This window comes from Rhizobium sp. HT1-10, assembly GCF_049472505.1.
Taxonomy (GTDB): domain Bacteria; phylum Pseudomonadota; class Alphaproteobacteria; order Rhizobiales; family Rhizobiaceae; genus Rhizobium.
Genome location: NZ_JBCEBQ010000001.1, coordinates 220,847 through 245,614, shown reverse-complemented (window position 1 = coordinate 245,614; position 24,768 = coordinate 220,847). Strand labels below are relative to the sequence as shown.

General features: G+C 62.0%; 27 protein-coding genes. 11 read left to right on the top strand and 16 right to left on the bottom strand.

Annotated elements, in window-relative coordinates:
- Positions 1-86: 86 nt before the first annotated feature.
- The gene (locus VH564_RS01185; RefSeq protein WP_423338003.1) at positions 87-1,136 is read right to left on the bottom strand and encodes an aldo/keto reductase; all 1,050 of its coding nucleotides are present in this window, start codon (positions 1,134-1,136) and stop codon (positions 87-89) included.
- Positions 1,137-1,374: 238 nt separating this feature from the next.
- On the opposite strand from VH564_RS01185, the gene VH564_RS01180 reads away from it, so the two are divergent.
- Positions 1,375-2,085 (top strand): HAD family hydrolase, encoded by a 711-nt coding sequence (locus VH564_RS01180; RefSeq protein ID WP_423338002.1) that lies wholly within the window; start codon positions 1,375-1,377, stop codon positions 2,083-2,085.
- On the opposite strand, the gene VH564_RS01175 is transcribed toward VH564_RS01180, so the two are convergent.
- The 3 genes from VH564_RS01175 to VH564_RS01165 all read right to left on the bottom strand — a co-directional run bounded on the left by VH564_RS01175 (position 2,051) and on the right by VH564_RS01165 (position 3,883).
- Positions 2,051-2,494 carry a hypothetical protein gene (locus VH564_RS01175; protein ID WP_423338001.1) on the bottom strand — a complete coding sequence of 148 codons (444 nt, stop codon included), beginning with the start codon at positions 2,492-2,494 and terminating at the stop codon, positions 2,051-2,053. The genes VH564_RS01180 and VH564_RS01175 overlap by 35 nt on opposite strands.
- Before the next feature lie 241 nt (positions 2,495-2,735).
- Positions 2,736-3,257, bottom strand: a complete 522-nt coding sequence (locus tag VH564_RS01170; RefSeq protein WP_423338000.1) for a hypothetical protein — start codon at positions 3,255-3,257, stop codon at positions 2,736-2,738.
- Positions 3,254-3,883, bottom strand: coding sequence for a DNA-3-methyladenine glycosylase I (locus VH564_RS01165; RefSeq protein ID WP_423337999.1), 630 nt, complete (start codon positions 3,881-3,883; stop codon positions 3,254-3,256). Before VH564_RS01165 ends, VH564_RS01170 begins: the two co-directional genes overlap by 4 nt.
- A 200-nt stretch (positions 3,884-4,083) precedes the next feature.
- Between VH564_RS01165 and VH564_RS01160 the strand changes: the two genes are divergently transcribed.
- The 3 genes from VH564_RS01160 (at position 4,084) to VH564_RS01150 (ending at position 6,506) form a co-directional block, all read left to right on the top strand.
- A complete protein-coding gene (locus VH564_RS01160; protein ID WP_423337998.1) occupies positions 4,084-4,836 on the top strand; it encodes a L,D-transpeptidase in 753 nt (250 codons plus the stop codon).
- 158 nt (positions 4,837-4,994) lie between these two features.
- Positions 4,995-5,675 (top strand): L,D-transpeptidase, encoded by a 681-nt coding sequence (locus tag VH564_RS01155; RefSeq protein WP_423337997.1) that lies wholly within the window; start codon positions 4,995-4,997, stop codon positions 5,673-5,675.
- 159 nt (positions 5,676-5,834) lie between these two features.
- Positions 5,835-6,506, top strand: a complete 672-nt coding sequence (locus tag VH564_RS01150) for an outer membrane protein (protein ID WP_423337996.1) — start codon at positions 5,835-5,837, stop codon at positions 6,504-6,506.
- Positions 6,507-6,512: 6 nt separating this feature from the next.
- Here VH564_RS01150 and VH564_RS01145 read toward each other — a convergent pair whose 3' ends face one another.
- Positions 6,513-6,956 (bottom strand): hypothetical protein, encoded by a 444-nt coding sequence (locus VH564_RS01145; protein WP_423337995.1) that lies wholly within the window; start codon positions 6,954-6,956, stop codon positions 6,513-6,515.
- Between the two features lie 369 nt (positions 6,957-7,325).
- Between VH564_RS01145 and VH564_RS01140 the strand changes: the two genes are divergently transcribed.
- The 4 genes from VH564_RS01140 (at position 7,326) to VH564_RS01125 (ending at position 11,686) form a co-directional block, all read left to right on the top strand.
- Positions 7,326-7,838, top strand: coding sequence for an NUDIX hydrolase (locus tag VH564_RS01140; protein ID WP_423337994.1), 513 nt, complete (start codon positions 7,326-7,328; stop codon positions 7,836-7,838).
- Between the two features lie 63 nt (positions 7,839-7,901).
- A complete protein-coding gene (locus tag VH564_RS01135) occupies positions 7,902-9,404 on the top strand; it encodes an inorganic phosphate transporter (RefSeq protein ID WP_423337993.1) in 1,503 nt (500 codons plus the stop codon).
- A 15-nt stretch (positions 9,405-9,419) separates the two neighbouring features.
- Positions 9,420-10,157: a 16S rRNA (uracil(1498)-N(3))-methyltransferase gene (locus VH564_RS01130; protein WP_423337992.1), complete on the top strand. Its 738-nt coding sequence runs from the start codon at positions 9,420-9,422 to the stop codon at positions 10,155-10,157.
- Between the two features lie 155 nt (positions 10,158-10,312).
- Positions 10,313-11,686, top strand: a complete 1,374-nt coding sequence (locus VH564_RS01125; RefSeq protein WP_423337991.1) for a glutamate--cysteine ligase — start codon at positions 10,313-10,315, stop codon at positions 11,684-11,686.
- 108 nt (positions 11,687-11,794) lie between these two features.
- Here VH564_RS01125 and VH564_RS01120 read toward each other — a convergent pair whose 3' ends face one another.
- Positions 11,795-12,073, bottom strand: a complete 279-nt coding sequence (locus tag VH564_RS01120; protein WP_423338701.1) for a DUF1127 domain-containing protein — start codon at positions 12,071-12,073, stop codon at positions 11,795-11,797.
- A 218-nt stretch (positions 12,074-12,291) separates the two neighbouring features.
- On the opposite strand from VH564_RS01120, the gene VH564_RS01115 reads away from it, so the two are divergent.
- Together VH564_RS01115 and VH564_RS01110 are read left to right on the top strand one after the other, a co-directional pair.
- On the top strand, positions 12,292-13,245 hold the full coding sequence (locus tag VH564_RS01115) for a LysR substrate-binding domain-containing protein (protein ID WP_423337990.1): 954 nt from the start codon (positions 12,292-12,294) through the stop codon (positions 13,243-13,245).
- A gap of 96 nt (positions 13,246-13,341) precedes the next feature.
- Positions 13,342-14,241, top strand: coding sequence for a LysR substrate-binding domain-containing protein (locus tag VH564_RS01110; protein WP_423337989.1), 900 nt, complete (start codon positions 13,342-13,344; stop codon positions 14,239-14,241).
- Here VH564_RS01110 and VH564_RS01105 read toward each other — a convergent pair whose 3' ends face one another.
- The 4 genes from VH564_RS01105 to VH564_RS01090 form a co-directional block, all read right to left on the bottom strand.
- Positions 14,242-14,658 carry an MAPEG family protein gene (locus tag VH564_RS01105; protein WP_423337988.1) on the bottom strand — a complete coding sequence of 139 codons (417 nt, stop codon included), beginning with the start codon at positions 14,656-14,658 and terminating at the stop codon, positions 14,242-14,244.
- A gap of 207 nt (positions 14,659-14,865) precedes the next feature.
- Complete coding sequence (locus VH564_RS01100; protein WP_423337987.1) at positions 14,866-15,408, bottom strand: hypothetical protein; 543 nt, start codon at positions 15,406-15,408, stop codon at positions 14,866-14,868.
- Positions 15,409-15,435: 27 nt separating this feature from the next.
- Positions 15,436-16,941, bottom strand: a complete 1,506-nt coding sequence (gene guaB / locus VH564_RS01095) for an IMP dehydrogenase (protein ID WP_423337986.1) — start codon at positions 16,939-16,941, stop codon at positions 15,436-15,438.
- Between the two features lie 216 nt (positions 16,942-17,157).
- Entirely contained in the window at positions 17,158-18,030 is an 873-nt protein-coding gene (locus tag VH564_RS01090; protein ID WP_423337985.1) for an MBL fold metallo-hydrolase, read from the bottom strand.
- Between the two features lie 289 nt (positions 18,031-18,319).
- Between VH564_RS01090 and VH564_RS01085 the strand changes: the two genes are divergently transcribed.
- On the top strand, positions 18,320-19,747 hold the full coding sequence (locus VH564_RS01085; protein ID WP_423337984.1) for a DHA2 family efflux MFS transporter permease subunit: 1,428 nt from the start codon (positions 18,320-18,322) through the stop codon (positions 19,745-19,747).
- Positions 19,748-19,758: 11 nt separating this feature from the next.
- Here VH564_RS01085 and VH564_RS01080 read toward each other — a convergent pair whose 3' ends face one another.
- The 6 genes from VH564_RS01080 to VH564_RS01055 all read right to left on the bottom strand — a co-directional run bounded on the left by VH564_RS01080 (position 19,759) and on the right by VH564_RS01055 (position 24,663).
- The gene (locus tag VH564_RS01080; RefSeq protein WP_423337983.1) at positions 19,759-20,139 is read right to left on the bottom strand and encodes a VOC family protein; all 381 of its coding nucleotides are present in this window, start codon (positions 20,137-20,139) and stop codon (positions 19,759-19,761) included.
- Positions 20,140-20,204: 65 nt separating this feature from the next.
- Positions 20,205-20,924, bottom strand: a complete 720-nt coding sequence (locus VH564_RS01075; RefSeq protein ID WP_423337982.1) for an RlmE family RNA methyltransferase — start codon at positions 20,922-20,924, stop codon at positions 20,205-20,207.
- Positions 20,925-20,937: 13 nt separating this feature from the next.
- Positions 20,938-22,503 (bottom strand): Ppx/GppA phosphatase family protein, encoded by a 1,566-nt coding sequence (locus VH564_RS01070; RefSeq protein ID WP_423337981.1) that lies wholly within the window; start codon positions 22,501-22,503, stop codon positions 20,938-20,940.
- A 139-nt stretch (positions 22,504-22,642) separates the two neighbouring features.
- Positions 22,643-23,434, bottom strand: coding sequence for an anti-sigma factor family protein (locus VH564_RS01065; protein WP_423338700.1), 792 nt, complete (start codon positions 23,432-23,434; stop codon positions 22,643-22,645).
- Positions 23,435-23,436: 2 nt separating this feature from the next.
- Positions 23,437-24,063, bottom strand: a complete 627-nt coding sequence (locus VH564_RS01060) for an RNA polymerase sigma factor (protein ID WP_423337980.1) — start codon at positions 24,061-24,063, stop codon at positions 23,437-23,439.
- Positions 24,064-24,126: 63 nt separating this feature from the next.
- Positions 24,127-24,663 (bottom strand): tetratricopeptide repeat protein, encoded by a 537-nt coding sequence (locus tag VH564_RS01055; RefSeq protein ID WP_423337979.1) that lies wholly within the window; start codon positions 24,661-24,663, stop codon positions 24,127-24,129.
- Positions 24,664-24,768 lie beyond the last annotated feature (105 nt).

Here is a 24,768-nt window from a genome sequence, read left to right as displayed (position 1 = left end):
GCTTCCTGCGACCCGCCGCACCGTTTTCGGAGACGTTCCTGAAGATAAGCGCCGCCCCGGCAAACCGGAGCGGCGGCGGCGAACCATCAGGCCTTCGGGTCGAAGGGCTGCGGGCGACGACCGGCGTTCTGGCGCGGCATCATCCAGCCCGGATATTCGGCATCGAGGGCGCTGATCTCGTCGAGCATGCCCATGTCTTCCGCATCGAGCTTGAGGTCGACGGCATTGAGGTTCTGGTCGAGCTGCTCGACGCGCTTGGCTCCGATGATGACGCTGGTGACGAAGGGCTTGGCGAGGATCCAGGCGAGAGCGACTTCGGCAACGCTGGCATCGTGCTTGGCAGCGACGTCGCGCATGGCGGCGACGCAGGCCCAGGCGCGGTCCTTGTCGACGGGCGGAAAGTCGAAGCTGGCGCGGCGGCCTTCTCCATTGCCGGGTGCGCCCGGACCATATTTGCCGGACAGCAGCCCGCCGGCCAGCGGCGACCAGACCATCAGGCCCATCTTTTCCTCCGCCATCATCGGCACGATCTCGCGCTCGATGTCGCGGCCGGCGATCGAGTAGTAGGCCTGCACGGTCTCGAAGCGGGCAAAGCCGCGCCGCTCGGAAATGCCGAGCGCCTTTTCGATGCGCCAGGCCTGCCAGTTGGAGACGCCGACATAGCGCACCAGGCCGCCCGAGACGAGATCGTCGAGGGCGCGCAGCGTCTCGTCGATCGGGGTGACCGAGTCGGTCGCATGGATCTGGTAGAGATCGATATGATCGACCTGCAGCCGCTCGAGGCTGGCCTCGACCGAATCCATGATGTGGCCGCGCGAGGCGCCGCGGTCGTTGGGCTTCTCACCCATGACGCCGAACACCTTGGTGGCGATCACGACGTCCTTGCGCGGCACTTCGAGGTTTTGCAGCGCCTGCCCAAGGATGGTCTCGGAGACGCCGAAGGAATAGACGTCAGCGGTATCGATGAAGTTGACGCCGGCGGCGAGCGATTTCTCGACGATCTTGTCGGCCGCGTCCTGGTCGACATCGGCGATCGCGCCCCAGGTGCTGCCACCGCCGGCTTCGCCGAAGGTCATGGTGCCGAGGCAGAGTTCGGAGACGAACAGGCCTGTATTGCCAAGCTGATTATAGCGCATGTGGATTTCCTCTTATTCGGCCGCAGGATCTAAATCTCATGAATTTTCATAAATCTTCGGCGGTGGGGCCGCCACGGGCCGCAATGCCAGCGCATTGCCTCCCGGACATAACGCGGGGGGACCGGATTGCAACGAAGGGTCAGGATGCACTCACGCATCCGTGATGCCAGCCAAACATCTTGTCTCTGCGCGTGGACCCGATAAGATCGGGCTCTGCAAACCGACGAGGAAGATGGCCATGGCCCTCCGTCCGCTGACGACCATCGGCTTCGATGCCGACGATACGCTCTGGCAGAACGAGCAATTCTACCAGCTGACAGAAAAGCACTTCACCGAACTTCTTGCAGATTATGCCGAGGGCGACAGGGTGTCCGAACGGCTGCTGGCTGCCGAACGCCGCAACCTCGCCCATTATGGTTTCGGCATCAAGGGCTTTACCCTGTCGATGATCGAGACCGCGATCGAAATCACCGAATGCACGGTGCCCGCCAAAGTCATTGCCGACATTCTCGACATCGGCAGGGATTTGCTGTCGCATCCGGTAGAGACCCTGCCCCATGCCCGCGAGACCTTGGAGGCGCTGGCCGGGCATTACCTGCTGGTGCTGATCACCAAGGGCGACCTATTCGACCAGGAGCGCAAGCTGGCGCAATCCGGGCTCGGCGATTTCTTCGACGCGGTGGAGATCGTCTCGGACAAGACGGCAACCACCTATCGCCGCATTTTCTCCAAGCTCGGCGACGGGCCGGAGCGGGCTATGATGGTCGGCAACTCGCTGAAGTCCGACATCGTGCCGGCAATCGCCGCCGGCAGCTACGGCGTCTTCGTGCCGCATGCGCTCACCTGGGTCTACGAGCATGTCGAGGAGCCGAAGGATGCACCCCGGTTTCGCAAGATCGCTGATCTCGGGGAGCTCAGGGCGCTGATCGAGGGGCTGGCACAGGTGTAACCTGGCTCAGTGGCTTCATCTCGCCCGAGTTGCGTAAGGCAGCGGCGTATTCCTGCATGGCGCGCGGCGCAAGAGTAACCAGTTCAGGCGCGTTCCGGCGGCCCTTCAGATCGATGAACAATGTTCTTGGCTTTCCAGGCTGCAAAATGGCGAGATAGTGGTCCGGCCCTTTGCGCCGGGGCAGCCACTCCCTTTCGGTCCTGTGTTCCACCAAAGCGAGCGGGCGGTCCAGCTTGTACTCCTGCGCAAAGGGACCGATGCAGCTGGTCTCTGTGATAAAACGGTCGTCCATAGACAGCAGGGTTTCGGTACGTGACGCCATGCAGACGGCGGCAACCAAGGACACGACAGCCATCCAGACCGCCAGTGCGATGATGCGATGGCGGGAGAACGGGGATTGTCCGTCCAATGTCGAAATCCTATAGGCTTCACGATATCCGTAGTCGGATCTCGGATAGTAAACGCCCCACGCCAGCTATGCCAGCATCAGCCCTTGCAGCGCGACTGCCGCAAGAAAGAGTATGCCCATGCGCTGATTGCAGCTGAAATGCGCCAGCATTCCCTGATGAAGCACAACCATGGCGACCTCCGACGATCGGAGATGGATAGCCTGCCGTTGTCAAGAAATGCTTACCATGCCGTCACTCCTATCACCTTGGCGGAAAAAGCGAGGGCTTGTCGGGGGCCGGCGTTGGCGCCGGTGCCGACTGCTGTGGTGTTCCTGGCGGCAGCGGCTCGATCAGGATCGAATAGGGCGCACCGAGGCCTCGGCGGCGGGTGACGCGGGAATAATAGGGCTTGATGAACCAGGTGGTATCGGCGCTGACGGTGACGTCGGCGGTCATTCCATCCTCGTCGGTGCCGAAGAAAGCTTCGTCGGCGCTCGAGGTCAGGTCGAAGATCGCCATGAACGCGTAGCGGCTTTTCGAGGCGAAGGTGATCCTGACATGTTGCCCGGCCTTGATCGGCAGGGTGTAGACCTTGCCCTTGCCGAACTTGGTCCAGCCGGTCAGTTTCTCGGTGACGGCCGGGAAGCCGAGCTTTTCCAGCTCTTCGCCACGGTCGAGTTCGGGCACCTGCAGGGGCGGCGCCTTGCTGTCCTCGGCGTGAACCGGGATCATGGAAGCCGTGATGGCGAGCCATACGCTAACCGCCAGGAGCAGCGGCCTCATGGCCGCACCAGGGCGTTGCGCATCTTTTCCACACTGTCCCGGCAATAGCAGCCCTCAAGATGATCGTTGACCAGACCCATGGCCTGCATGAAAGCATAGATCGTCGTTGGGCCGACAAAAGTCCAGCCACGTTTCTTCAGGTCCTTGGAGAAACGCACGGACGCAGCCGTGGTCGGGTTGGCCGAGAGCGTCGCACGGTCGACGACTGGAGGGCGCTCTTCGGGTTTCGGCTCATGGCTCCAGAAGTAGCGGGCGAGCGACCCGAACTCGTCCTTGAGTTCGATGGCGCGGCGGGCATTGTTGATGGTCGAAACGATCTTGCCGCGATGACGAATGATCCCTGCATCGGCAACGCAGCGCTCGATATCGGCGTCATCGAACAGCGCGACCCGGTTGAAATCGAAGCCTGCGAAGGCGGCGCGGAAATTGTCGCGCTTGCGCAGGATCGTCAGCCAGGAGAGACCTGACTGGAACCCCTCGAGGCAGATCTTCTCGAACAGCCTCACATCGTCGGTGACGGGACGGCCCCATTCCTCGTCGTGATAGCGCAGATATTCCGGCAGATTGCCGTGCCAGAAGCAGCGCTCCCGGCCATCCTCTCCCGTAATCAGTCCCGTTGCAGTCATCGCGGAATGCATTCCTTCCCAAGTTTACGATTTGCAAACCGTATTTCCAAACCAACCGGTAACCCTGACGAAAGGTTTACCAGATCAGCGGCATTTTCGTGAACCGCCGTTTACCATTCGCTGGCCGGCTGATGTCACGATTATCGTCGAACCGTGCGCGATAACGCCCGATCCTCGGTCCATTGTAGAGAGTCCGTCCGATGATGAAACAGTCTATTTTGCTTGGCCTCGGTGTTGCCACCCTTTTGGCCGCCCCTGCCCTTGCCACCGACCGCTACCAAACCCGCCCGCCCGTCATCATCAGCGCCGATCTCAGCGCTCCGTGGGTGATGCAGCTCGGCGGCAGCACTGTGCAGCCCGTCGTCTATCCGCGGCCAGTGGCTCCCCAGCCGCGCGGCTTGTTCCAGCAGCGCGCCTCGCGGCCGCTGTTCGGCGGCAGGCCGGTGCAGACGGTGGCCAATGTGCGGCCGAACCTTCCCGTCATACGCTCGACGCTCGATCCGCAATATTTTCCGCAGATGGTCGATTACCAGACCAAGGAACGCCCGGGCACGATCGTCATCGATACCAACAACCGCTTCCTTTACCTCGTCATGGACGGTGGAAAGGCGCGGCGCTATGGCGTCGGCGTCGGCAAGCCGGGCTTCGAATGGGCTGGCGCCCACACCATTACCCGCAAGGAGGAATGGCCGGGCTGGACGCCGCCATCGGAGATGATCACGCGCGAAGCCGCCAAGGGCCACTACCTGCCGGCACACATGGAAGGCGGCACCGGCAATCCCCTCGGCGCCCGCGCCATGTATCTCGGATCGACGCTTTATCGCATCCACGGCACCAACGCGCCCTGGACCATCGGCAGCGCCGTTTCGTCCGGCTGCATCCGTCTTCGCAACGAAGACGTCAGCGACCTGTTCGACCGGGTGAAGGTCGGTACGCGCGTCATAGTGATGTAATTACGCGCGTCATAGTGATGTAATTTTGCAATGGATGGCGACCGGCTGATGGAAAAGCCGGCCGCCATCGGTCAAAAAGCCCCAAGCCCCATCCGTCGACCTTGAAATTCCAATCCGTTTGATTAGCCTCTCGAACTTTAGATCAGAGGACATCGAGGATGAAGCAAGTTATTCGGCTGATGGCGGCAAGCGCCGTCGCGCTGTCATGCATGTTCGCCGTGGCCGCCGCCGCGCCGATGACGACCGCCAACGATGCGGTTCGCAACGTCAAACCGAACCGGACCGTGCCCGCGCAGTTCCACAAGCGTCTGGTCCGGCTGGTGACCAATGAAGCACCCGGCACGATCATCGTCGATACCAACAACAAGTTTCTCTACCTCGTCGAGGGCAACAACCGCGCCACCCGTTATGGGATCGGTGTCGGTCGCGATGGTTTCGGCTGGTCGGGCATCGTCACCATCGGCCGCAAAGCCGAGTGGCCTGTCTGGACGCCGCCGGCGGAAATGCGGGTGCGCGAAGCCAGGGAGGGCCATCCGCTTCCGGCGTCGGTGCCCGGCGGCGAGAGCAATCCGCTCGGCGCGCGCGCCATGTACCTCTACCAGAACGGCCACGACACGATTTTCCGCATCCACGGCACCAACCAGCCCTGGACCATCGGCCTCAACCTGTCGTCCGGCTGCATCCGGATGATGAATGCCGATGTCGCCGACCTCTACGGCCATGTGCCTGTCGGCACCAAGGTGATCGTCGTCGGCCCCGGTAACAAGCAGGGCGAGGTCAGCTACAAGGACCACGGCATGGATGTGCTTCGGACATTGTTCGGCGGCTTAGGCGGCTGATTGTGTGTGAGTGACCACCAGCGAGGGCGGCCAATGGGCCGCCTTTCTTTGTCTTTGACGGCATTGCATCTCCAAGGGCGATCCTGGCGGGGGTGTTGTAATAGCCCTGTCATCAAAGCGGGACATCAATACATCCCTGAATAGTTCGGGGGATCTCGCATGCATCTTGCCAACAGCATTCGCCAGCCTGCCTTTGCCGCACTGACATTTCTCGCTGTCTGGGCGACTGCCGACGACGCCTTCGCCGACATGGTGTTTTCCGCCTATGGCGGTGTGCAAGGAGCGACCGGCAGCAATGTCACGACATCGGACGGTGCCGACTTCGACCCGAACTGGTCCGGCAAGTCTTTCAGCAACCCGCCCTATTACGGCGTTCGCGGCACCTGGTGGCTGGATGAGCTGAACGCGCCCAACTGGGGCGTCTCGCTCGACTACACCCATGCCAAGGTCTATGGCGACCTCGGAAACACGCCGGGCTGGTCACACTTCGAATTCACCGACGGTCTTAATCTTCTGACTGCCAATGCGCTCTATCGTTTTCAGGACCCGTCCCGCAAATGGACGCCCTATCTCGGCGCCGGTGCCGGCATCAACGTGCCGCATGTGGAAGTGACCCGCGCCTCCGGACGTACGTTCGACTATGAGTTCGGCGGCCTGGCCCTGCAGGCGCAGGCCGGTGTCAGCTACGAGATCAGCAAACACTGGGCGACGTTCGTCGAGTACAAGGGCAACTATTCCTTCGTCGACAACGTCTCCATCGACAGCGGCGACACGCTGAAGACGCGGGTCTTCACCAATGCCGTCAACTTTGGTGTGTCTTTCAAATTCTGAAGCCGATTACTGGGCGTTGCACGTCAGGCGTCCGGTGAGCTTGACGGGCTTGGCATTATCGGGCGTGCCGAAGGTAAGCGTGTAGCTCCCCTGCATCGGCGCAGCATTTCCCTTGCCGGAGGCTAGGACCACCAATTCGGCGCTGGCAGCGTTGTCGCCGTTGCCATTGTAGGCGACGATCGCAAGGCGCAGGTCGTCGCCGAAGGACCAGTTTTCGCTCAACTGGCTGGAGTCCAGCATCAACTTGCGAAAATCGTCCGGCACCTGCGCCGATTTGGCGATCAGCGCTCCCCGAAAATGGTTGAGCTTGCGGCCGGGCGCATCGACAAAGCCAGCATCGATGCTGAGCTTGATGTTGGCATCGTCCACTGCACAATAATAGCGCTCGGCAGCCAGACCTTGCGTTGCAAAGAGGCAGATGCCGATCGAGAGCAGTCGTCCATGCCACATGGTCGGCAATTCCTATATTTTGAGCTGGCAACCCCCACGGTTCGCTCATCAGTGATGCTCAAACAGTAAGGGAAACTCTTTAATTTTTGCCCTATTTTAAAACGTTGGTCTGGACGACTTGCCGGGAATTGAAACGCATCGTCTCCGACATATATTAGAGATTCTAGACATCAACAGTCCGTGTATGTCGCAGTTCGTCGTCTCCAGGACGGCGGACGACGCTTTTTGAAGATGAAGCAGTGTATTTATTGATAATCAACACGGTAAAATCGGATCGAATTTTGCTATCTCAGTAGGTTCTGGTTGCGTTTGACGTAAACTGGTGCCGAAGATTGATTCCCACCAGAAATTGTAAAGGTGACACGACCCTTGACGCTACTCGACCGATTGGCTGCAGATATGCGCCTGATGTTTCGCCGCCCGCCGAGGCAGCAATACGCGGCCCTGTGCTATCGCTTCAAAAAGAAGACGGGCGAGCCGGAAATGCTGTTGATGACCAGCCGCGATACGGGTCGCTGGGTCATTCCCAAGGGTTGGCCCATGTCGGGCAAGCTGTCGCACGAGGTCGCCGCCATTGAGGCTTTCGAGGAAGCCGGCGTTCGCGGCACGGTGGAAACGGAAGCGCTGGGCTCGTTCACCTATCCGAAGGTTCTGAAGGACGGCATCAAGGTGCCATGCCGGGTTCAGGTCTATGCGCTTGCGGTCACCGAACTGGCAAAGAACTTCAAGGAAAGAGGCGAGCGCAAGCTTGAGTGGATATCCTTTAGCGAAGCCGCCAAGCGGGTCCACGAACCGGAACTGCGCGACCTCATCCTGATGTTTCAGGCGCGGATGGCAGATGCCCTGGCCGCAGGCGCTCCCCCGGCGCGCTCGATGCCGTAACCGCACAGGTTAGAGCCTCCTTTCCAGGGTGCTCGATGCGGTTCCCGACAGAGAGAGAAGACCATGCCCAACCAGCCCTCGCCATTGACCAAGCCGACGCTCGACAAGGATCTCGACAAGCTGAGCTATGTCGAGGGCGCTGCCGAGCATGTCGGCAACTGGCTGATCGCCCCTGGCTATGCGCTGATCTTTCTCGGCATCGCCATGCTGTTTGCCGGCAGCTATGTGCTTGACCGACCGGGTGCGACATTGGTGATCGCCGGCGTGGCGCTCGCGGGCTACATGGCACTCAACATCGGCGCCAAGGATGTCGCCAACACCGTGGGGGCGGCTGTCGGGGCCCGCGCGCTCAGCATGCGCCATGCGCTGGTGATGGCGGCGATCTTCGAGGTTCTGGGGGCAACGATCGCCGGCGGACCGGTGGTCCAAACCATATCCTCGTCGATCGTGGACACGTCGCGGCTCGTCGATAGTGGATTGCTCGCCTGGATCATGATTTCGGCCCTGACGGCGGCCGCCGTGTGGATCAATCTTGCCACTTGGCTGAAGGCGCCCGTTTCGACCACGCACGCGATCGTCGGTGCCGTCATCGGCGCGGGCATTGCCAGCGTCGGCGTCGATACGATCCACTGGCGGACGGTCGTGGCGATCTCGCTGACCTGGATGGTGACGCCGCTGCTGGCCGGTGCCATTGCCGCCGGCTTTCTCTACCTGATCAAGACCTTCATCATCTACCGCGAAGACAAGATCCGCGCCGCACGTTTCTGGATCCCGATTCTGACCGGAACCATGGCGGGAACGTTTTTCGCCTATCTCTTGCTGGTGCTCACCCGCGCCGCGCCGCTGCCACCGGTGATCGTCCTTGCGGCGGGCGCGGCTCTCGGGCTGTTCGTCTGGCTTCTGGCAAGGCCGCTGGTCGCCCGACAGTCGTTGGGTCTCGAAAACAAGAACAGCGCCCTGCGAAGCCTCTTCCGCCTGCCGTTGATTTGCTCGGCGGCGCTCCTCTCCTTTGCCCATGGTGCCAACGACATTGCCAACGCCATCGGACCGCTTGCGGCCATCGTGCGCACCGCCGGCCTGAGCGCTGCGGAACCATCGGGAGCGGCGCCTTTCTGGGTAATCCTGATCGGCGGCTGCGGCATCTCTGTCGGGATTCTCCTGTTCGGCCCGAGATTGATCCGGCTGGTCGGCGAGCAGATCACCAAGCTCAACCCGATGCGGGGCTACTGCGTTGCCCTGTCGGCAGCCTTGACCGTCATCGTTGCCTCCTGGTTTGGGCTGCCGGTCAGTTCCACCCATGTCGCCATCGGCGCAGTGTTCGGCGTCGGCTTCTTCCGCGAATGGTATACCCGCACCTCGCAACGGCGGATGTCCTACATGCGCATGAAGGCCGATCATTGGGACATGGACAAACCGGACGAGCACAATCCCGACGAGGTCAGCCGCCGTCGCCTGGTCCGCCGGTCGCATTTCCTGACGATCATCGGCGCCTGGGGCATCACCGTTCCCGTTGCGGCTGCGCTTGCGGCGACGGTATATTTGGTTATGGTCGCCGTCTTCCTGTAACGACCTAGGGATCCCATGCGCGCCAATTTTCGAATGCAGCGGCTGTTCGTCGCCGCCAATATTTCCGAGGGCCAGGCCGTTCCGGTCAGCGTCGAGCAGTTCAACTATCTGAGCAACGTGCTGCGGCTCGAGAGCGACGCGGAAATCCTGATCTTCAACGGCCGCGACGGAGAGTGGCAGGCGACGCTCGCCTACCCCACCCGCAAGCGCCTGCTGCTGATCCCGCGAGAACAGACCAGGCCGCAGCCGATCCCTGCCGACCTGCACTATCTCTTTGCCCCCTTGAAGGTCGGTCGGCTGGACTACCTGATCCAGAAGGCGGTCGAAATGGGTGCGGGTGTGCTGCAACCGGTCATGACCCAGCATGTTCAGGGCAAGATCGGCAATATCGACCGGCTGCGCGCCAATGCCGTCGAAGCGGCCGAGCAATGCGGCATACTTGCCATTCCTGACGTGGCGGAGCCTGTGAAGCTCGGCGATCTGCTCGATCGCTGGCCGACCGACCGGCGGATTATCTATTGCGACGAAGGCGATGCGGGGCAGAACCCCTTGCCCTTGCTGCGCGAGATCAAGGAGAGGCGGCTGGCGCTGCTGGTCGGGCCGGAAGGCGGGTTTTCCGAGGATGAACGCGCGCGCCTTCGGGGGCATGATTTCGTCACCGCCATCCCCCTCGGCCCACGCATTCTCAGGGCCGACACCGCTGCCGTGGCGGCAATGGCGGTTATCCAGGCAACGATCGGCGACTGGCAATAACGACGCCCGCGCCTTGATCTGAAGGCCGTCGAGGTCGTATATTTTTGAACGAGGCTTGAAACAAATTCACTTGCACCGTACCTCACTCCAGCCCTATCAGCCTTCCACTAGGCCTGCGTTCAGACCAGGCGCCGTTCCGAGATCAAGGTAACTTCATGGCCCGCGACACAACCGACCAGACCCCGATCTCATCGGTTTCGGAACTGAGCGAATATCTGGATGCCGGCAGCAAGCCGAAGGACAGCTTTCGCATCGGCACCGAACACGAGAAGTTCGCATTTTTCCGCGCCGACAACAGCCCAGTCCCCTATTTCGGCGAAGCCAGCATCTCCGCGCTGCTGAAAGGCATGCGCGACAAGCTAGGCTGGGACGAGATCATCGATGCCGGCAATATCATCGGCCTTGCCGAACCGGCTGGCATGGGCGCCATCTCGATCGAGCCGGGCGGCCAGTTCGAGCTTTCGGGCGCGCCTGTTGAAACCATCCACCAAACCTGCAAGGAATCCAACCAGCATCTGGCCACCGTGCGCGAAGTCGCCGAGCCGATGGGCATCCGGTTCCTCGGCATCGGCGGCAGCCCGAAGTGGACGCTGGCCGAAACGCCGCGCATGCCGAAGTCACGTTACGACATCATGACCCGCTACATGCCGAAGGTCGGCAGCCAGGGTCTCGACATGATGTACCGCACCTGCACGATCCAGGTGAACCTCGACTTCTCCTCCGAAGCCGACATGCGCCAGAAGATGCGCGTTTCGATGAAGCTGCAGTCGCTGGCAACAGCGCTGTTTGCCGCTTCGCCGTTCACCGAAGGCAAGCCGAACAGTCTTTCTTCCTGGCGCGGCGAAATCTGGCGCGACACCGATAACAACCGCTCGGGCCTGCTGCCCTTTACCTTCGGCAACGACTTCCGCTTCGAGCAATATGTCGAATGGGCGCTCGACGTGCCGATGTATTTCATCGTCCGCGACGGCAGCTATCACGACTGTACCCATGTCACCTTCCGGCAATTCATGAATAGCGCATTGAAGGGCGAAGTCGCCGAGTTCGAACCGACGATGGGCGACTGGACAAACCATCTCTCGACCCTGTTCCCCGACGTGCGCCTGAAGCGCTTCCTCGAAATGCGGGGCGCCGATGGCGGACCATGGCGGCGAATCTGTGCGCTGCCGGCCTTCTGGGTCGGCCTGCTCTACGACGATGCGGCGCTGGCAGCGGCCGATGAACTGACGAAGAGCTGGAGTTACGAAGCCGTCGAGACGTTGCGCAATGCCGTCCCGGCGCAGGGTCTTGCCGCCAGCTTCGACGGGCGTCCCTTGCTGGAAATCGCCCGCGACGTGGTGGACATCTCGCGCACCGGCCTGAAGTCGCGCGCGCGGCTGAACAGCGAAGGTCAGGACGAAAGCCTCTTCCTGGCACCGCTCGAGGAAGTGCTTGCCAAGAAAGCCACCCTCTCCGACGACCTGCTGATGCTCTACAATGGCCGCTGGAACCAGTCGGTCGAACCGGTTTTCGAAGAGTATCAATACTGATTCTGGGTCGAGGCTTGGTCACGGACAAGAAAAAACCCGGTGTCGGCTGAGCCGAGCACCGGGCAAGCGGCAGGGGTTTGGCTATACCCTGCGGGGAAACTTGAAGCTTCAGTTACAAAGTCCGTCCTTGCCGAGGTTGCGAACCCTATCGCGGGCTGACTGGGTCAGGTGCGACGACGGGTCCTCGAAGAAGGACGACCCCAGAACAGCGCGATTGAGATCGCCCCGCGACAGGCCGATATCGCGCAGCTGATTGTCGTCAAGATCATGCAACCGGTTGATCTGGGTGCGGTTGCGGAACACGCGATACACCGAGATCAGCATTGCGAAAAGCGTGGTCACCAGGGCTGCCACCGGCAGGCTCCGTCCAGCAGTCTTCGATGGCATTCTCAGTTCCGTCGTGCTCATGTGACTATCCTTCCTCAGGGCACGCAAAAACCACCCTCCCAGCCGAGGATCCGGGGGAAGCAATGGTGTTGATCGGGCGCGGACGACATGGTCGTTCGATTGCGATGCGATTTGCATCCCGAAGATGTCAAACGGCTATTGATCAGTCCAACGAATGTTTCTAATGCTTGTCATCAACTCTTTTCATAGGTGAGACGATGGCCGCGCCGCTTGATATCGACCAGTTGCAAACTTTTATCGCCATCGTCGATTCCGGCAGCTTCACCAAGGCGGCCGATCGCATCTTCAAGACTCAGTCGGCCGTCTCGATGCAGATGCGCCGTCTCGAGGAACGCGTCGGCAAGCAGCTGTTCATCAAGGACGGCCGTGGCAACCGGCTGACCGCTGAAGGCGAGAAGCTGCTGAATTATGCGCGCCGCATCATCCGCCTGAACAACGAGGCCATCGCCGCCTTCGACGACAATCGCCTTGAGGGTACGCTGCGCATCGGTACGCCGGACGATTACGCCGACCGCTACATGCCGGAGATCATCGGGCGCTTTGCCAAGACCCATCCCAATGTCGAGTTGTACATCGTCTGCGAACCCTCGGTCGATCTTGCGGAAAAGATGGCGCGCGGAGAGCTCGACATTGCCCTCGTGACCCATAATCCACGCGAGCGCGTGTCGGACGTGGTGCGCACCGAGCCGCTCTGCTGGGTGAGTTCAGCCAACCATCCGCTGCGCGACGATGCGCCGGTGCCGCTGGCCCTTGGACGAAGGGATTGCCCTTGGCGGCAGATGAGCTGCTCAACGCTTGATGCCGTCGGCCGCGAATATCAGGTGCTCTTTACCAGTTGGTCCTGCACCGTCATCGCCTCCGCCGTGCTCGCCGGCATGGCGGTTTCGGTGATGCCGGAATCGGCGTTGCGCAATGGGATGAAGGTGTTGAGCCAGGCAGACGGCTTTCCGGCACTGCCGCCGGTACAGATCGGCATCATGAAGCGTCCCGGCGTGTCGGCATCGCTGATGAACGCCATCACCGCCCATATATCCGCCTGCCTCGACAATATCACGCCGGCCGGCACCAGCGACGATGGCGATGCCGATGCCAAGAACCTCAACCGCTACCTGCCGCGCTCCAAGGCCGCGCTGGTTCTGCCGAGCTGGTAAAACCGGCTCCCGCCCCTGGTCATCGCCGGACGGTAGCGTTGACTTTCGATAATTGGAAGCTGTAATGGCTGCGATTTTCGATTGGGAAAAACTATCATGCTGACCTTGCGCCAGATGCGCTATTTCGAGGCCCTGGCAACAACCCGGCATTTCGGCCGGGCGGCCGAACTCGTGCATATCAGCCAGCCAGCGCTGTCGACCCAGATCATGGAGATGGAGACCTATCTTGGTGCCAAGCTGGTCGAGCGCACCCGCGGCAGCACCATCCTCACCCGCAAGGGCGAAGAAGTTCTCGGCCACGTCCACACCATCCTGCATGAAGTGGATCGGCTGGAGCGCTCGGTCAGGCGCCAGGGCGGCGTGCTGGACGGGCTGATCCGCATCGGCATCATTCCGACCGTTGCGCCCTATCTCGTGCCGCAGTTCGTGCCCTACCTTCGCCGCGCCTATCCCAATGTCGAGATCGAACTGAAGGAGGCGGTGACCAGCCGGCTGATTGCCGATCTCAACGAGGGCCGGCTCGACGCCGTCATCGCGGCGCTACCGCTGGAAGGTGACGGCATCCGCACCCGCTCGCTGTTCACCGACCGGTTCTTCATGGCGGTGGCCGAAAACGGCGACGATGTGCTGATGTCGCCGCTCACCGAGAACGACGTGGATGTCGAGAGACTGCTGCTGCTCGAAGAAGGACACTGCCTGCGCGACCAGGCTCTATCCGTCTGCGGCGCCGGCAAGCGAAGCCTCGTCAACTTCGGAGCGACCTCGATGACGACGCTGCTGCAGATGGTGGCGCACGACATGGGCACGACGCTGATCCCGGAGATGGCCGTCGCGACCGAAACCGGGCGCAACAGCATCCGCATCGTGCCTTTCGCCGAGCCGCAGCCGAGCCGCCAGATCGGGCTTGCCTGGCGGCGCAACAATCAGCGCGATCCGGACATGCAGGCATTGGCGGAGGCCGTCATTGCCGCCAGTCCCGTGCCGCTCCCGGCCTGATCAGGAGAAGGCCAGCCAGACGCCGAGCCAGATCCAGAGGCCGGCAAGGGCCAGGAAGCCAAGCGCGAACAGTGGGCTGCGATAGCGCAGATTGTTGCTGGTGACGTGGACGTAGGCATGGCCATAGCGGGCGGCGACGAAGATCCATGCCATGATGACCGCCGGCAGGTTGTCGGCCTGCGTCATGAACAGGATGATCGACACCGCGTAGAACAGGACCGGCAGTTCGAACTGATTGGCGATCGCGTTGCGTACCACCAGGCTTTCCGACGGCTCTTCGCGATTCTCGCGGAACTGCTCGACCTTGGCCCTGCCGGCCTTTACCGCTGCCGATCGGCGCAAGCCAAGCAGGCCGTAGAGAACCAATATCAAAACGGACTGCGCCACCAGGGGCCAAAACATCTCGTAGCCGGTCATGCTGCAACTCCATCAAACGCGGGATATGGCGTTGCTGTAATCGAAAAAAACTCAGCCTGCCAGCGCTCCCAACGGGTATCCGCCAAACGCGCGGCGGATACCGTGTGGCCACCGACTGGTGCGTGCCCACGCTTGGCAAACAGCCGGATACGTCGGGCGAGGAAAAGCGCGACCGTGGCGGCGTAAAGGTCAGAGGGGCTGTATCGATCAATCCTGTTCAGGACGGCGGCTGAGAAGTACGAAGCGGAGGAGCAGGATCGCCGTGACCGCTAGCGTCAGAAATTTCAGCTTTGCGAGGACTGGCATCATATCGGCAGCCAGCGTTATGGTCCGCTCGGATGGCATAGCCGGCGGGAAGATCAGCATGCCGAGAACGATCTCGCCGCAACCGGCCAGACCGTAGAGGATGGGCAGGCAGAACATTGCCATGACACCGGCGGGAGGGATGGGCCTGCCGAAGAAGATGCCGCCCGGCTTCACCCATTTCAGGACCAGGAAAAGCAGGGCTGACGACGCCACTGCCAGGGCGAGCGCCGGACCAAAGCTCAAGGCATGCTGGATATTGGCCGCGTCGGGATGGCCGCGCAGGAACTCGAGCGCGGCGTACACGTCGGCACTTTCGTATCCCTCGATCCGCATCGCCAGCATTTCACGGCCAGCCGCTACCGCACGGAACGGCAGAACGAAGCCGAGATAGATCCACGCCGCAAGGGCTGCGCAGACAGCGGCCAGGCCTGCGATCGTCGTCATCGAAGGCCTGGTGTCATCTACCATCGATCAGAGGCCGACGCCCGGATAGTTCGGGCTTTCGCGGGTGATCGTCACGTCGTGGGTGTGGCTTTCGCGCAAGCCCGCGTTAGAGATGCGCACGAAGGTCGCCTTTTCCTGGAAATCGGCGATGTCCTTGCCGCCGACATAGCCCATCGCCGCCTTCAGGCCGCCACCGAGCTGGTGCAGTACGCCGGAGGCCGGGCCCTTGTAGGGAACCTGGCCTTCGATGCCTTCCGGGACGAGCTTCAGCGTGTCGCGGACTTCGGCCTGGAAATAGCGATCGGCCGAGCCGCGCGCCATGGCGCCGACGGAGCCCATGCCGCGATAGGCCTTGAACGAGCGGCCCTGGTAGAGATAGACCTCGCCGGGGCTTTCGTCCGTGCCGGCCAGCAGCGAGCCGATCATCACGGCTGAGGCGCCGGAGGCGATGGCCTTGGCCAGATCGCCGGAGAACTTGATGCCGCCATCGGCGATGATCGGGATGTTCTGGGCCTTCGCCGCTTCGACGGCCGACATGATAGCGGCCAGCTGCGGCACGCCCACACCGGCGACGATACGCGTGGTGCAGATCGAGCCCGGGCCGATACCGACCTTGACGGCATCGGCGCCCGCATCGATCAGGGCGCGGGTACCGTCATAGGTGGCGACATTGCCGGCCATGACGCGAACGGAATTGGAGAGGCGCTTGACCCGGGTGACGGCGTCGAGAACGCGCTGCGAATGGCCATGGGCCGTATCGACCACGAGCAGGTCGACGCCGGCCTCGATCAGCCGTTCGGCCCGCTCGAAACCATCGTCGCCGACATTGATGGCGGCGGCGGCGCGCAGGCGGCCCTGGCTGTCCTTGGAGGCATTCGGGTTGAGCTGGGACTTCTCGATGTCCTTGACGGTGATCAGGCCGACGCAACGGCCTTCGGCGTCCACCACCAGCAGCTTCTCGATCCGGTGCGAATGGAGGAGACGCTTGGCTTCCTGCTGATTGACGTTTTCCTTGACCGTGATCAGGTTCTCACGGGTCATCAGCTCGTAGATTTTCTGGTTCGGGTCGGAGGCGAAGCGGACGTCGCGGTTGGTGAGGATACCGACCAGGCGGCCTGGCTTCTGGGTGTCGCTGCCGGGGCTTTCGACGACCGGGATGCCGGAAATGTGGTAGTGCTTCATCAGGCCGAGCGCATCGGCAAGCGTTGCGTCGGGACCGATGGTCACCGGATTGACGACCATACCGCTTTCGAACTTCTTCACCTGGCGAACCTGCTCGGCCTGGGCGATGGGGGTCAGGTTGCGGTGGATGACGCCGATGCCGCCGGCCTGCGCCATGGCGATCGCCAGCCGGCCTTCGGTCACGGTGTCCATCGCTGCCGAGATGATCGGCAGGTTAAGTTCGATATCCTGGGCAATGCGGGTGGCGACGTTGGTCTGACCAGGCATCACTTCGGAATGCCCCGGCTGCAGAAGCACGTCGTCAAAGGTCAGGGCTTCGAGCCCGGTTGCCGTTTCAATGATGCGGGCCATGCCAATTCCTTCGTCTTTAAGAAAATGCGGAGCACCCCCGGAATGATTATCCGCCCCGGCGGTGATGCAAGAATTGATTAAGAAGTTGGCGAGGGCTGGTACCACGTCTGTTGCCAGTTGGAAATAGCAAAACGCAGCTGGCTGGCTGCAAACCAGCTATGCGCCGGGCAGCCAGCAGCCTCATATGAACGGTGTCCGCGAGGTCAATAAAGGCCGTCAGAAATCGTATTGGTAGCTCTTCGGCACGAAGCGGAAGCCCGTGTCGATCTTCTCGACGAAGCCAACAGCTGGGAAAGGCATATGGTAGCCGAGGAACGGTATCCTGTCCTTGGCGATCAGATCGAAGATGCGGCGGCGCGTCTGGGCCGCCTGCGTCTTGTCCAGATCGAACCTGACTTCCCAATCGGGCTGCTGCAACGAAAGCACGTAGTGGTTGGCGGTGTCTGCCGTCAGCACGATCTGCTCTCCCTCCGACTGGATATGAAACACCATGTGGCCTGGCGTATGGCCGGGGGCGAGCATCGCCGTCATGCCTTCCACGACGGTATCGCCGTCGTTGATGAAGGTGATCCTGTCGGCGAGCGGTACGACGTTTGCAAGCACGCTTTTCTGGTTGCCCTCGACCGGCGTTCCTTTTCGTGCCGGGTCCGTCCAGAAGTCATACTCGATGCGTCCAACTGTATAGGAGGCGTTGAAGAAAACGGGCTTGCCGTCCTCCATCAGCCCACCGACATGGTCGCCGTGCAGATGGGTGAGGACGACGCGGGTGATTTGCTCCGGCCCATAGCCGGCAGCCTTCATGCCGGCGGCGAGTTGGCCGCCGCCCTTCTCGCGCATGCCCGCGCCGAAGCCGGTATCGACGAGAACAACCTCCGAGCCGCTGTCGATGATGACAGGGCAATAGCTGTTCACGAAGCGGTCGGTCGGCAGGAAGTTATTTGCCAGCAGCGCTTTTACCGTCTCTGGCTTCTGGTTGGCGCCAAAGGTTTCCCATGGATTTTCGAGAATGCTGGTGCCGTCCTTGATCACCGTGAACTTCAGGGCGCCAAGCTTGAACTGGTGGATATTCGGCAGCGGCAGAACGGTCATGCAGTCTATCTCCTCGTGCGCGGCCAAACCGCGTGTCGTTTCGACCCACGAATTCTTCCTTGTCGACAACGGGTGATCCGTGGAGGTCTGGATGCGTTTAGCACTTCCGTGCCGTTGGCATACGAAAATTTGCCTGACCACGCATACTGACAAGCCTCCTCACGAAGTCGTGATCTCGCGGGTCCAACGAGCTCGTTTAGGGGATTGGCAGGGCTTAGACAGAGGAATAGAGAGCGGATGCCGCGTCAGTGGCATCGTGCAGACGCCATCCTGTCCAAGGCAGCAGCCTATGAATCGCATCGTCCCCCTGATCCTGGCCGTCGCTCTATTTATGGAACAGATGGACTCTACGGTGATCGCCACCGCGCTGCCGTCCATTGCCGCCGATCTGCATGTCGGGCCGATCACGCTGAAGCTAGCCTTGACCTCCTACATGGTCGCATTGGCGGTCTTCATTCCGATCAGCGGCTGGATGGCCGACCGCTTCGGCGCCAAGCGGATCTTCCGGATCGCCATCTGCGTCTTCATCATTGGCTCGATCCTCTGCGCCGCCTCGGGCAGCCTGCTGGAATTTGTCGGTTCCCGTTTCCTGCAGGGCGTCGGCGGTTCGATGATGACGCCGGTCGGGCGCCTGGTACTGGTGCGCAGCACCAAGCGCAGCGACCTCGTGTCCGCCATGGCGCTGCTCAGCATTCCAGCCCTGGTCGGGCCCCTGGCCGGACCGCCGCTCGGCGGCTTCATCACCACTTATTTCTCCTGGCACTGGATCTTCCTGATCAACGTCCCGGTCGGCATTATCGGCGTGATCCTGGCGACAATCTTCCTGCCGGAGATGGAGGCAATGGCGCCGCCGAAGCTCGATGTCACGGGCTTCCTGCTGACATCGTTTGCGGCGGCTGGCATCGTCTTCGGCATGTCCGTCATCAGCCTTCCGGCGCTGCCGTCCTCTGTCGGCATATCCGCCGTCGTCATCGGTTTCGTTTGCGGCTTTCTCTATATCAGGCACGCGCGCAGCCACCCCGCACCGATCCTGAACCTCGAACTCTTGCGTAAACCGACCTTTCGCGCATCGGTAACGGGCGGAACGCTGTTTCGCATCTGCATCGGCGCCATGCCGTTCCTGATGCCGCTGATGCTGCAGCTGGGCTTCGGCCTCAACGCCTTTCAGTCGGGGCTGATCACCTTTGCCGGAGCCATCGGCGCCATCAGCACGAAGTTCATCGCCAGGCGGGTCTTTGCCGCCTTCGGCTTCAAGACAGCCCTACTGGGGGCTGCCGGTGTCACGACGCTGACGACGATTGCGATCGGCTTCTTCGAGCCAACGACACCACATCTCATCATCATCGGCGTGCTCCTCCTGGGCGGATTCTCGCGCTCGTTCTTCTTCACCGGCATCAATGCCCTCGCCTTTGCCGATGTCGACGACAGGGAGGCGAGCCAGGCGACGTCGATGAGTTCCGTGATGCAGCAGGTCAGCCTGGCGCTGGGCGTCGCCGTTGCCGCAGCCATCCTCGAAACGACGACCTATTTCAGCGGCACGAGCCTGCAGGTCGCAGATTTCCACATCGCCTTCTTTGCGATCTCGGTGCTGACAGTGGTGGCGACGATCCCCTTCATCCGCATGGATCGCAACGCCGGTGCCGTTCTCTCCGGTCACGCCGACCGACCGAGCAAGGCGGAGGTCCTCGCCGCGCCGGAAACGCCTGTCGTCAAATAGCGATGCGGGCTTTAGGTCCGCTCGCAGACAGCGCAGATCTTGTTGCCGTCTGGGTCGCGGACATAGGCTGCGTAGAAGTTTGCATGGTAGGAGCGCAGGCCCGGAGCTCCCTCGTCGATACCGCCATGGGCAAGCGCGGCTTCATGGAAGGCATCCACCGCGGCGCGGCTCACGGCCTCCAGCGCCACCATCGAGCCATTGCCGATGCTTGAGGCCCGCCGGTTGAAGGGCGTTACTATCCAAAGCCGACAGCGGGTATCGCCATCTGCGGCATAGCCGATCTCTTCCTCGGAATCGCGCTGACGCCGATAACCGAGACCTGTCAGGACCGCGTCGTAGAAATGGCCAGCGCGATGGATGTCGTTGGTACCGAGGGTGACGTATAGAAGCATAGGGGCAGGTTAATCAGAGAGACTGACTATTGATAGCCATCTTTCGATTAAATTAGAAAGTAGGCTTAATCCGTCTCTTCGTCGCCTTCTGCCTTGCGGCCCTTGAAGCCCTTGGCCAGCAAGAACATCTCGACGGATTCCTGCCGCGATGAGGCTGGCTTCACATGCACGACCTGCTTGAAATTCTGCTTCAGCAGCGTCAGCAGATCGCGTTCTGCGCCGCCCTGGAAGGTCTTCGCCAGGAAGTGTCCGCCTTCGGCCAGCACTTCGATGGCGAAATAGGCTGCAACCTCGCAAAGATGCATGGTCCGCAAGTGGTCGGTGCGGTGGTGGCCGGTCGTCGGTGCTGCCATGTCTGAGAGCACGATATCCGGCTGGCCGCCCACCGCCTCGATTAGGAGACGGGGTGCGTTTTCATCGAGAAAGTCGAGCTGCAGGATCTTTACTCCCGGCAGCTGCGTCATCTCCAGGAAGTCGATGGCCGCGACGCGAACGTCTTCGTCCGTCGAACCCGTCACTTTGGCGGCGATCTGCGACCAGCTGCCCGGCGCAGCACCAAGGTCGATGATGCGCTGGGCGCCTTTGAGGATGTGATGCTTCTCGTCGATCTCCAGCAGCTTGAAGGCCGCGCGAGCACGATATCCCTCGAGCTGGGCGCGCTGCACATAGGGATCGTTGATATGACGATGCAGCCACTGGCGCGACGACGCCTTCATCTTCTTCTTGGTGACGCGCTGTCCGAGCTTGCGGCCGGTCCGATTGGCGCCGACGGGTGGTTTGGTCATGACTGCGACCCTTTCAATTGTTCGGACGGTAGCTGCGGCGCGAGCGACCGCGCCGCCAGACCCCGTCTTCCGCCATCATGTCGGTGAGCAGGCCTTCGCGCAATCCTCGGTCGGCCACGCGCATGCGCGGGCTCGGCCAGCGCCGCCTGATGGCCTCGAGAATGGCACAACCGGCCAGCACCAGATCGGCGCGATCCGGGCCGATGCACGGATTGGCGGCGCGACCGGCGAAATCCCAGGACAGGAGCTTGGCCTGCATGGCCGTCACCTCGTCGTCGGAGAGCCAGACGCCATCGACCTTGCGGCGGTCGTAGCGCGGCAGGTCGAGATGGACCCCGGCCAGTGTCGTCACCGTGCCGGAGGTACCGATCAGGTGGAAATCGGTGCTGTCGCGCATGGCAAGCGGCGATGGCGGGCAATCGAACTTGTCGAGCATGCCCTCGACCTCGTTGATCATCGCCTCGAACACCTGGGGGCTGACGTCTCGCCCACCATGGCGCTCCGACAGGGTCACGACGCCAACCGGAAGCGATGTCCAATGGGTGATGTGATTGGCAAGACGACTGGAGCGATGGTCTTCGATGCGAATGACGGCGATCTCCGAGGAGCCGCCGCCGATGTCGAACAGCACAACGGAGCGCGCCTCGGGGCCGACGAGCGAGGAGCAGCCGGAGACGGCGAGCTTGGCTTCGGTCTCGCGGTCGATGATCTCAAGCTCGAGGCCGGTTTCCTCGAGCACGCGGCTAAGGAACAGTTCGCCGTTTTCGGCCGCCCGACAGGCTTCGGTGGCGATCAGGCGCATGCGGCGGATGTCGCGCGCCTTGAGCTTGGAGGCGCAGATGCGCAGCGCCTCGACGGCGCGGTCCATTGCGTCGTCGGAGAGACGCCCACTGGCGCCGAGCCCCTCGCCCAGGCGGACGATGCGGGAGAAGGCGTCGATGACCCGGAACTGACCAGGCCGTGTCGGCTGCGCGATCAGCAGCCGGCAATTGTTCGTCCCGAGATCGAGCGCGGCGTAGAGATCGACCGGCTGATGGTGATGATGGTCGATGCTGTCGGCGGCCGGTTTCGGGTCGGCATGGACCTGCGGCGCGTGCCGGCCATGGCTGTGATGCGGCGGCCCGTTGCGCGCCGCCGGCGTGCCATGGTTTGGGGCAACCAGAGGCGCCGCTTTTTCCTGCGCAAGCGGACGACCCTGGAGGCCACGCTTGCCACGATGCTTGCGCCGTCCGGCGCCGCTCTTCGGCACAACGACCGGCGGATGCGGCACGAGATCCGCCACGACGGCCATCGGGGCGACAGCTGGCTGATCCGCTGCGGACGTCTGTGGTCGATCGGGACTGAGTCCACCATTTGCGCGACGGCGGCGCCTGCGCTTGCCGGGCGGACGTGTGTTTTTGCTATCCTGGGGGCGTTTGGCGGGATCAGCGCTGCTGATCTGGCCTGGTTCCGCAGAAGAGGCTAGATCGCGCGGAAGTCCGCCACGCTTTCGCCTTGCGCGTCGGGAAGATTTTTTCCCGCGCTCTGCCACCGACGCCCCGCCTGTTTGCGGCTTAGAGCCGCTGTCGGGGTCTTCCACGTGCTTTTTCCATCGCGCCGCGCAAGGCCATCATGGCATGCAGCAGGCACTCATTTGATTTTCGTTGGCACCAGGATACCAGCATGCGTGGCTTTCGCCAAATTCTTTTTGAATACAGCCATCAGGCCGTCGCAATTGATCAAGCCGAAAGCCTGGCCCGCACGTCGTCGGCAACGGAGTTCATGCGGTAGGCATCGGCGTGGCCGATCAGCATGAAGGCGTGGGCGCCTGTCGACCAATAGACGACATTCATGCCGCGCCGACGCTCCATCTCCGGACCCGCCGCGCCGCGCGTCGATTTGACGATGCAAAGCGCCATCGGGCCATCCTTAGGATCGAGATAGGCAAGCTGCGCCAACGGCTCGTCGTCATATTCGAGCACCTGGGCGCGGCGAAAGTCAGCACCCGGCAAGGCGACGGCTTCCGGGCTGAGCGACAGACCGATCTTCGATCCGACGAGATCGAGCTGGGCCATCTGCGCAGCCCTGTCACCGGCAGGCGCGCTCAGCGTGTCGGGCGTATAAAGCTCGATATATTCGGCGACGACGGCCCGCCACTCCTCCCCTTCGCCCGGCCGCTTCAGTCGGCGGTCGATGCCAATGAAGGCGCGATCGGCGGCGATGCCAGCGATCACGCAGGCTGCGGCGGCCGCCAGAAAGCCGCGCCGGCCCATGATGGAACGGGGCTGCCTTGCCTGCGGCGGAATGTCTGCGAGCATGCCCTCGAGCCTATCCACCGGGGCGACGGCAAGAAGGGTTTCGAACGATTTGGCATAGGGAAGGTCGGCACGGCTCAATTGGTCGAAGCGGGCAGCCACCGAAGGGTCGCTATCGATCAGCGCCTCGATCGTGGCCGCGTCCTCGCCATCCAGTTCCCCGTCGATGAAGGCGGTCAGCATTTCGTCCAAGGGCAACTGGTCGATGTTTGGCATGGTCATGGTCGTTCCCCATTCGATCTTCCGCCGCCCTCTAGCGACCCCATGTCCTGCGCCAGCTTTGCGCGGGCGGCTGCAAGACGGCTCATGACGGTGCCGATCGGCACGTCGAGCACAGTCGCCACCTCGCGATAGGAGAGGCCTTCGACATAGGCCAGAAACACCGCGCTGCGCTGCGCCTCCGGCAGGTCCTGCACCTTGCGCATCACCTGCGATGCCAGGAGATGCGTTTCCGCCTGCCCAGCACCATCGAAGACAAGCGTTTCATCGGCCTCGACGAAGCCCTGCCCCAGTCGCACCCGCCGTGAACGGATCTCGTTCAGCCAGATGGAATGCAGGATCGAGAACAGCCAGCGGTCCAGCCGCGTGCCCGGATTGTACTGCCCTGTCCGTTCCAGCGCCCGCACGCAGGTCGCCTGGACGAGGTCGTCGGCGACGTCGCGCTGGCGGGAAAGGACCATGGCGTAGCGCCACAGGCGTTTCAAATGTTGCGACAGGCCGGTCCTGATGTCGTCTTCGCTGGCGATGGCACCCTCCGCAGGCCTGATCGCGCTGGTCGCCGGGGTAACCGGCGACCGCGCTGTTGCCTGACTATAGGCGGGAAATGTCAAACGAACCACTGACACGCGGATGCCCTTTCGCAAACGCTGTTCATCTTTCGACGCCCCGCCCAGTCAGGCGAACCGGCATCAGATCTTTGCTGGGTTCTCGATGGCCTCGTGCAGGTCCTGATACTCTTCGCAGCCGGTGCCGCACAGCGACTGGATGGTCGCCAGCTGATCCCGGGCGAGATCGATCTGGCCCTTGATGACATAGGCTTCGCCGAGATATTCGCGGACCTTGGCATATTTCGGATCCAGCTGGACCGACTTCAGGTAGTAGGAAATGCCTTCATCGGTGCGGCCGAGCTTGCGGGTCGCGTAGCCGCGATAGTTGAGCACCTCGGCGTTGTTCTGGTCCTTGACGGTGTCGAGCATCGCAAGCGCTTCGTCGTAGCGCCCTTCCTTGGCGAGGGCATAGGCATAATCGGCGCGGTTTTCGTCGGTGATGTTAGCGCTCGACTGCTTGACGCACTTCTTCTGCTTCTTGTCGTAGACTTCGCCCTTCTTGCAGGTCGGCGGCGCACTCTCGTCATCCCCGATCGCAAAAACGGGAACAGTGAAGACGCCGAGGGTGAGGCAAGCGCCGAGCGCGATCGAGGCGAGGCGAATAGCGTTGGTCGTCATGGGATGGCTCCTTGGCAAAATGAACGTTGCAATTGGAGAACACGCCATGCCGCTCGTTTATTCGGTGACCCTGCAACTATTTCTTCGGCTCGGTCGTTTTGCAAG

Excerpts from the sequence above, each read along its gene's own strand:
- VH564_RS01135 (WP_423337993.1), top strand. The coding sequence starts at position 7,902 with ATGCCCAACCAGCCCTCGCCATTGACCAAGCCGACGCTCGACAAGGAT.
- VH564_RS01165 (WP_423337999.1), bottom strand. The coding sequence starts at position 3,883 with ATGACTGCAACGGGACTGATTACGGGAGAGGATGGCCGGGAGCGCTGC.
- VH564_RS01180 (WP_423338002.1), top strand. The coding sequence starts at position 1,375 with ATGGCCCTCCGTCCGCTGACGACCATCGGCTTCGATGCCGACGATACG.
- VH564_RS01100 (WP_423337987.1), bottom strand. The coding sequence starts at position 15,408 with ATGACGACGATCGCAGGCCTGGCCGCTGTCTGCGCAGCCCTTGCGGCG.
- VH564_RS01085 (WP_423337984.1), top strand. The coding sequence starts at position 18,320 with ATGAATCGCATCGTCCCCCTGATCCTGGCCGTCGCTCTATTTATGGAA.
- VH564_RS01080 (WP_423337983.1), bottom strand. The coding sequence starts at position 20,139 with ATGCTTCTATACGTCACCCTCGGTACCAACGACATCCATCGCGCTGGC.
- VH564_RS01145 (WP_423337995.1), bottom strand. The coding sequence starts at position 6,956 with ATGTGGCATGGACGACTGCTCTCGATCGGCATCTGCCTCTTTGCAACG.
- VH564_RS01110 (WP_423337989.1), top strand. The coding sequence starts at position 13,342 with ATGCTGACCTTGCGCCAGATGCGCTATTTCGAGGCCCTGGCAACAACC.
- VH564_RS01125 (WP_423337991.1), top strand. The coding sequence starts at position 10,313 with ATGGCCCGCGACACAACCGACCAGACCCCGATCTCATCGGTTTCGGAA.
- VH564_RS01155 (WP_423337997.1), top strand. The coding sequence starts at position 4,995 with ATGAAGCAAGTTATTCGGCTGATGGCGGCAAGCGCCGTCGCGCTGTCA.
- VH564_RS01115 (WP_423337990.1), top strand. The coding sequence starts at position 12,292 with ATGGCCGCGCCGCTTGATATCGACCAGTTGCAAACTTTTATCGCCATC.
- VH564_RS01185 (WP_423338003.1), bottom strand. The coding sequence starts at position 1,136 with ATGCGCTATAATCAGCTTGGCAATACAGGCCTGTTCGTCTCCGAACTC.
- VH564_RS01170 (WP_423338000.1), bottom strand. The coding sequence starts at position 3,257 with ATGAGGCCGCTGCTCCTGGCGGTTAGCGTATGGCTCGCCATCACGGCT.
- VH564_RS01065 (WP_423338700.1), bottom strand. The coding sequence starts at position 23,434 with ATGCCAAACATCGACCAGTTGCCCTTGGACGAAATGCTGACCGCCTTC.
- VH564_RS01075 (WP_423337982.1), bottom strand. The coding sequence starts at position 20,924 with ATGACCAAACCACCCGTCGGCGCCAATCGGACCGGCCGCAAGCTCGGA.
- guaB (WP_423337986.1), bottom strand. The coding sequence starts at position 16,941 with ATGGCCCGCATCATTGAAACGGCAACCGGGCTCGAAGCCCTGACCTTT.
- VH564_RS01150 (WP_423337996.1), top strand. The coding sequence starts at position 5,835 with ATGCATCTTGCCAACAGCATTCGCCAGCCTGCCTTTGCCGCACTGACA.
- VH564_RS01105 (WP_423337988.1), bottom strand. The coding sequence starts at position 14,658 with ATGACCGGCTACGAGATGTTTTGGCCCCTGGTGGCGCAGTCCGTTTTG.
- VH564_RS01120 (WP_423338701.1), bottom strand. The coding sequence starts at position 12,073 with ATGCCATCGAAGACTGCTGGACGGAGCCTGCCGGTGGCAGCCCTGGTG.
- VH564_RS01090 (WP_423337985.1), bottom strand. The coding sequence starts at position 18,030 with ATGACCGTTCTGCCGCTGCCGAATATCCACCAGTTCAAGCTTGGCGCC.
- VH564_RS01130 (WP_423337992.1), top strand. The coding sequence starts at position 9,420 with ATGCGCGCCAATTTTCGAATGCAGCGGCTGTTCGTCGCCGCCAATATT.
- VH564_RS01055 (WP_423337979.1), bottom strand. The coding sequence starts at position 24,663 with ATGACGACCAACGCTATTCGCCTCGCCTCGATCGCGCTCGGCGCTTGC.
- VH564_RS01160 (WP_423337998.1), top strand. The coding sequence starts at position 4,084 with ATGATGAAACAGTCTATTTTGCTTGGCCTCGGTGTTGCCACCCTTTTG.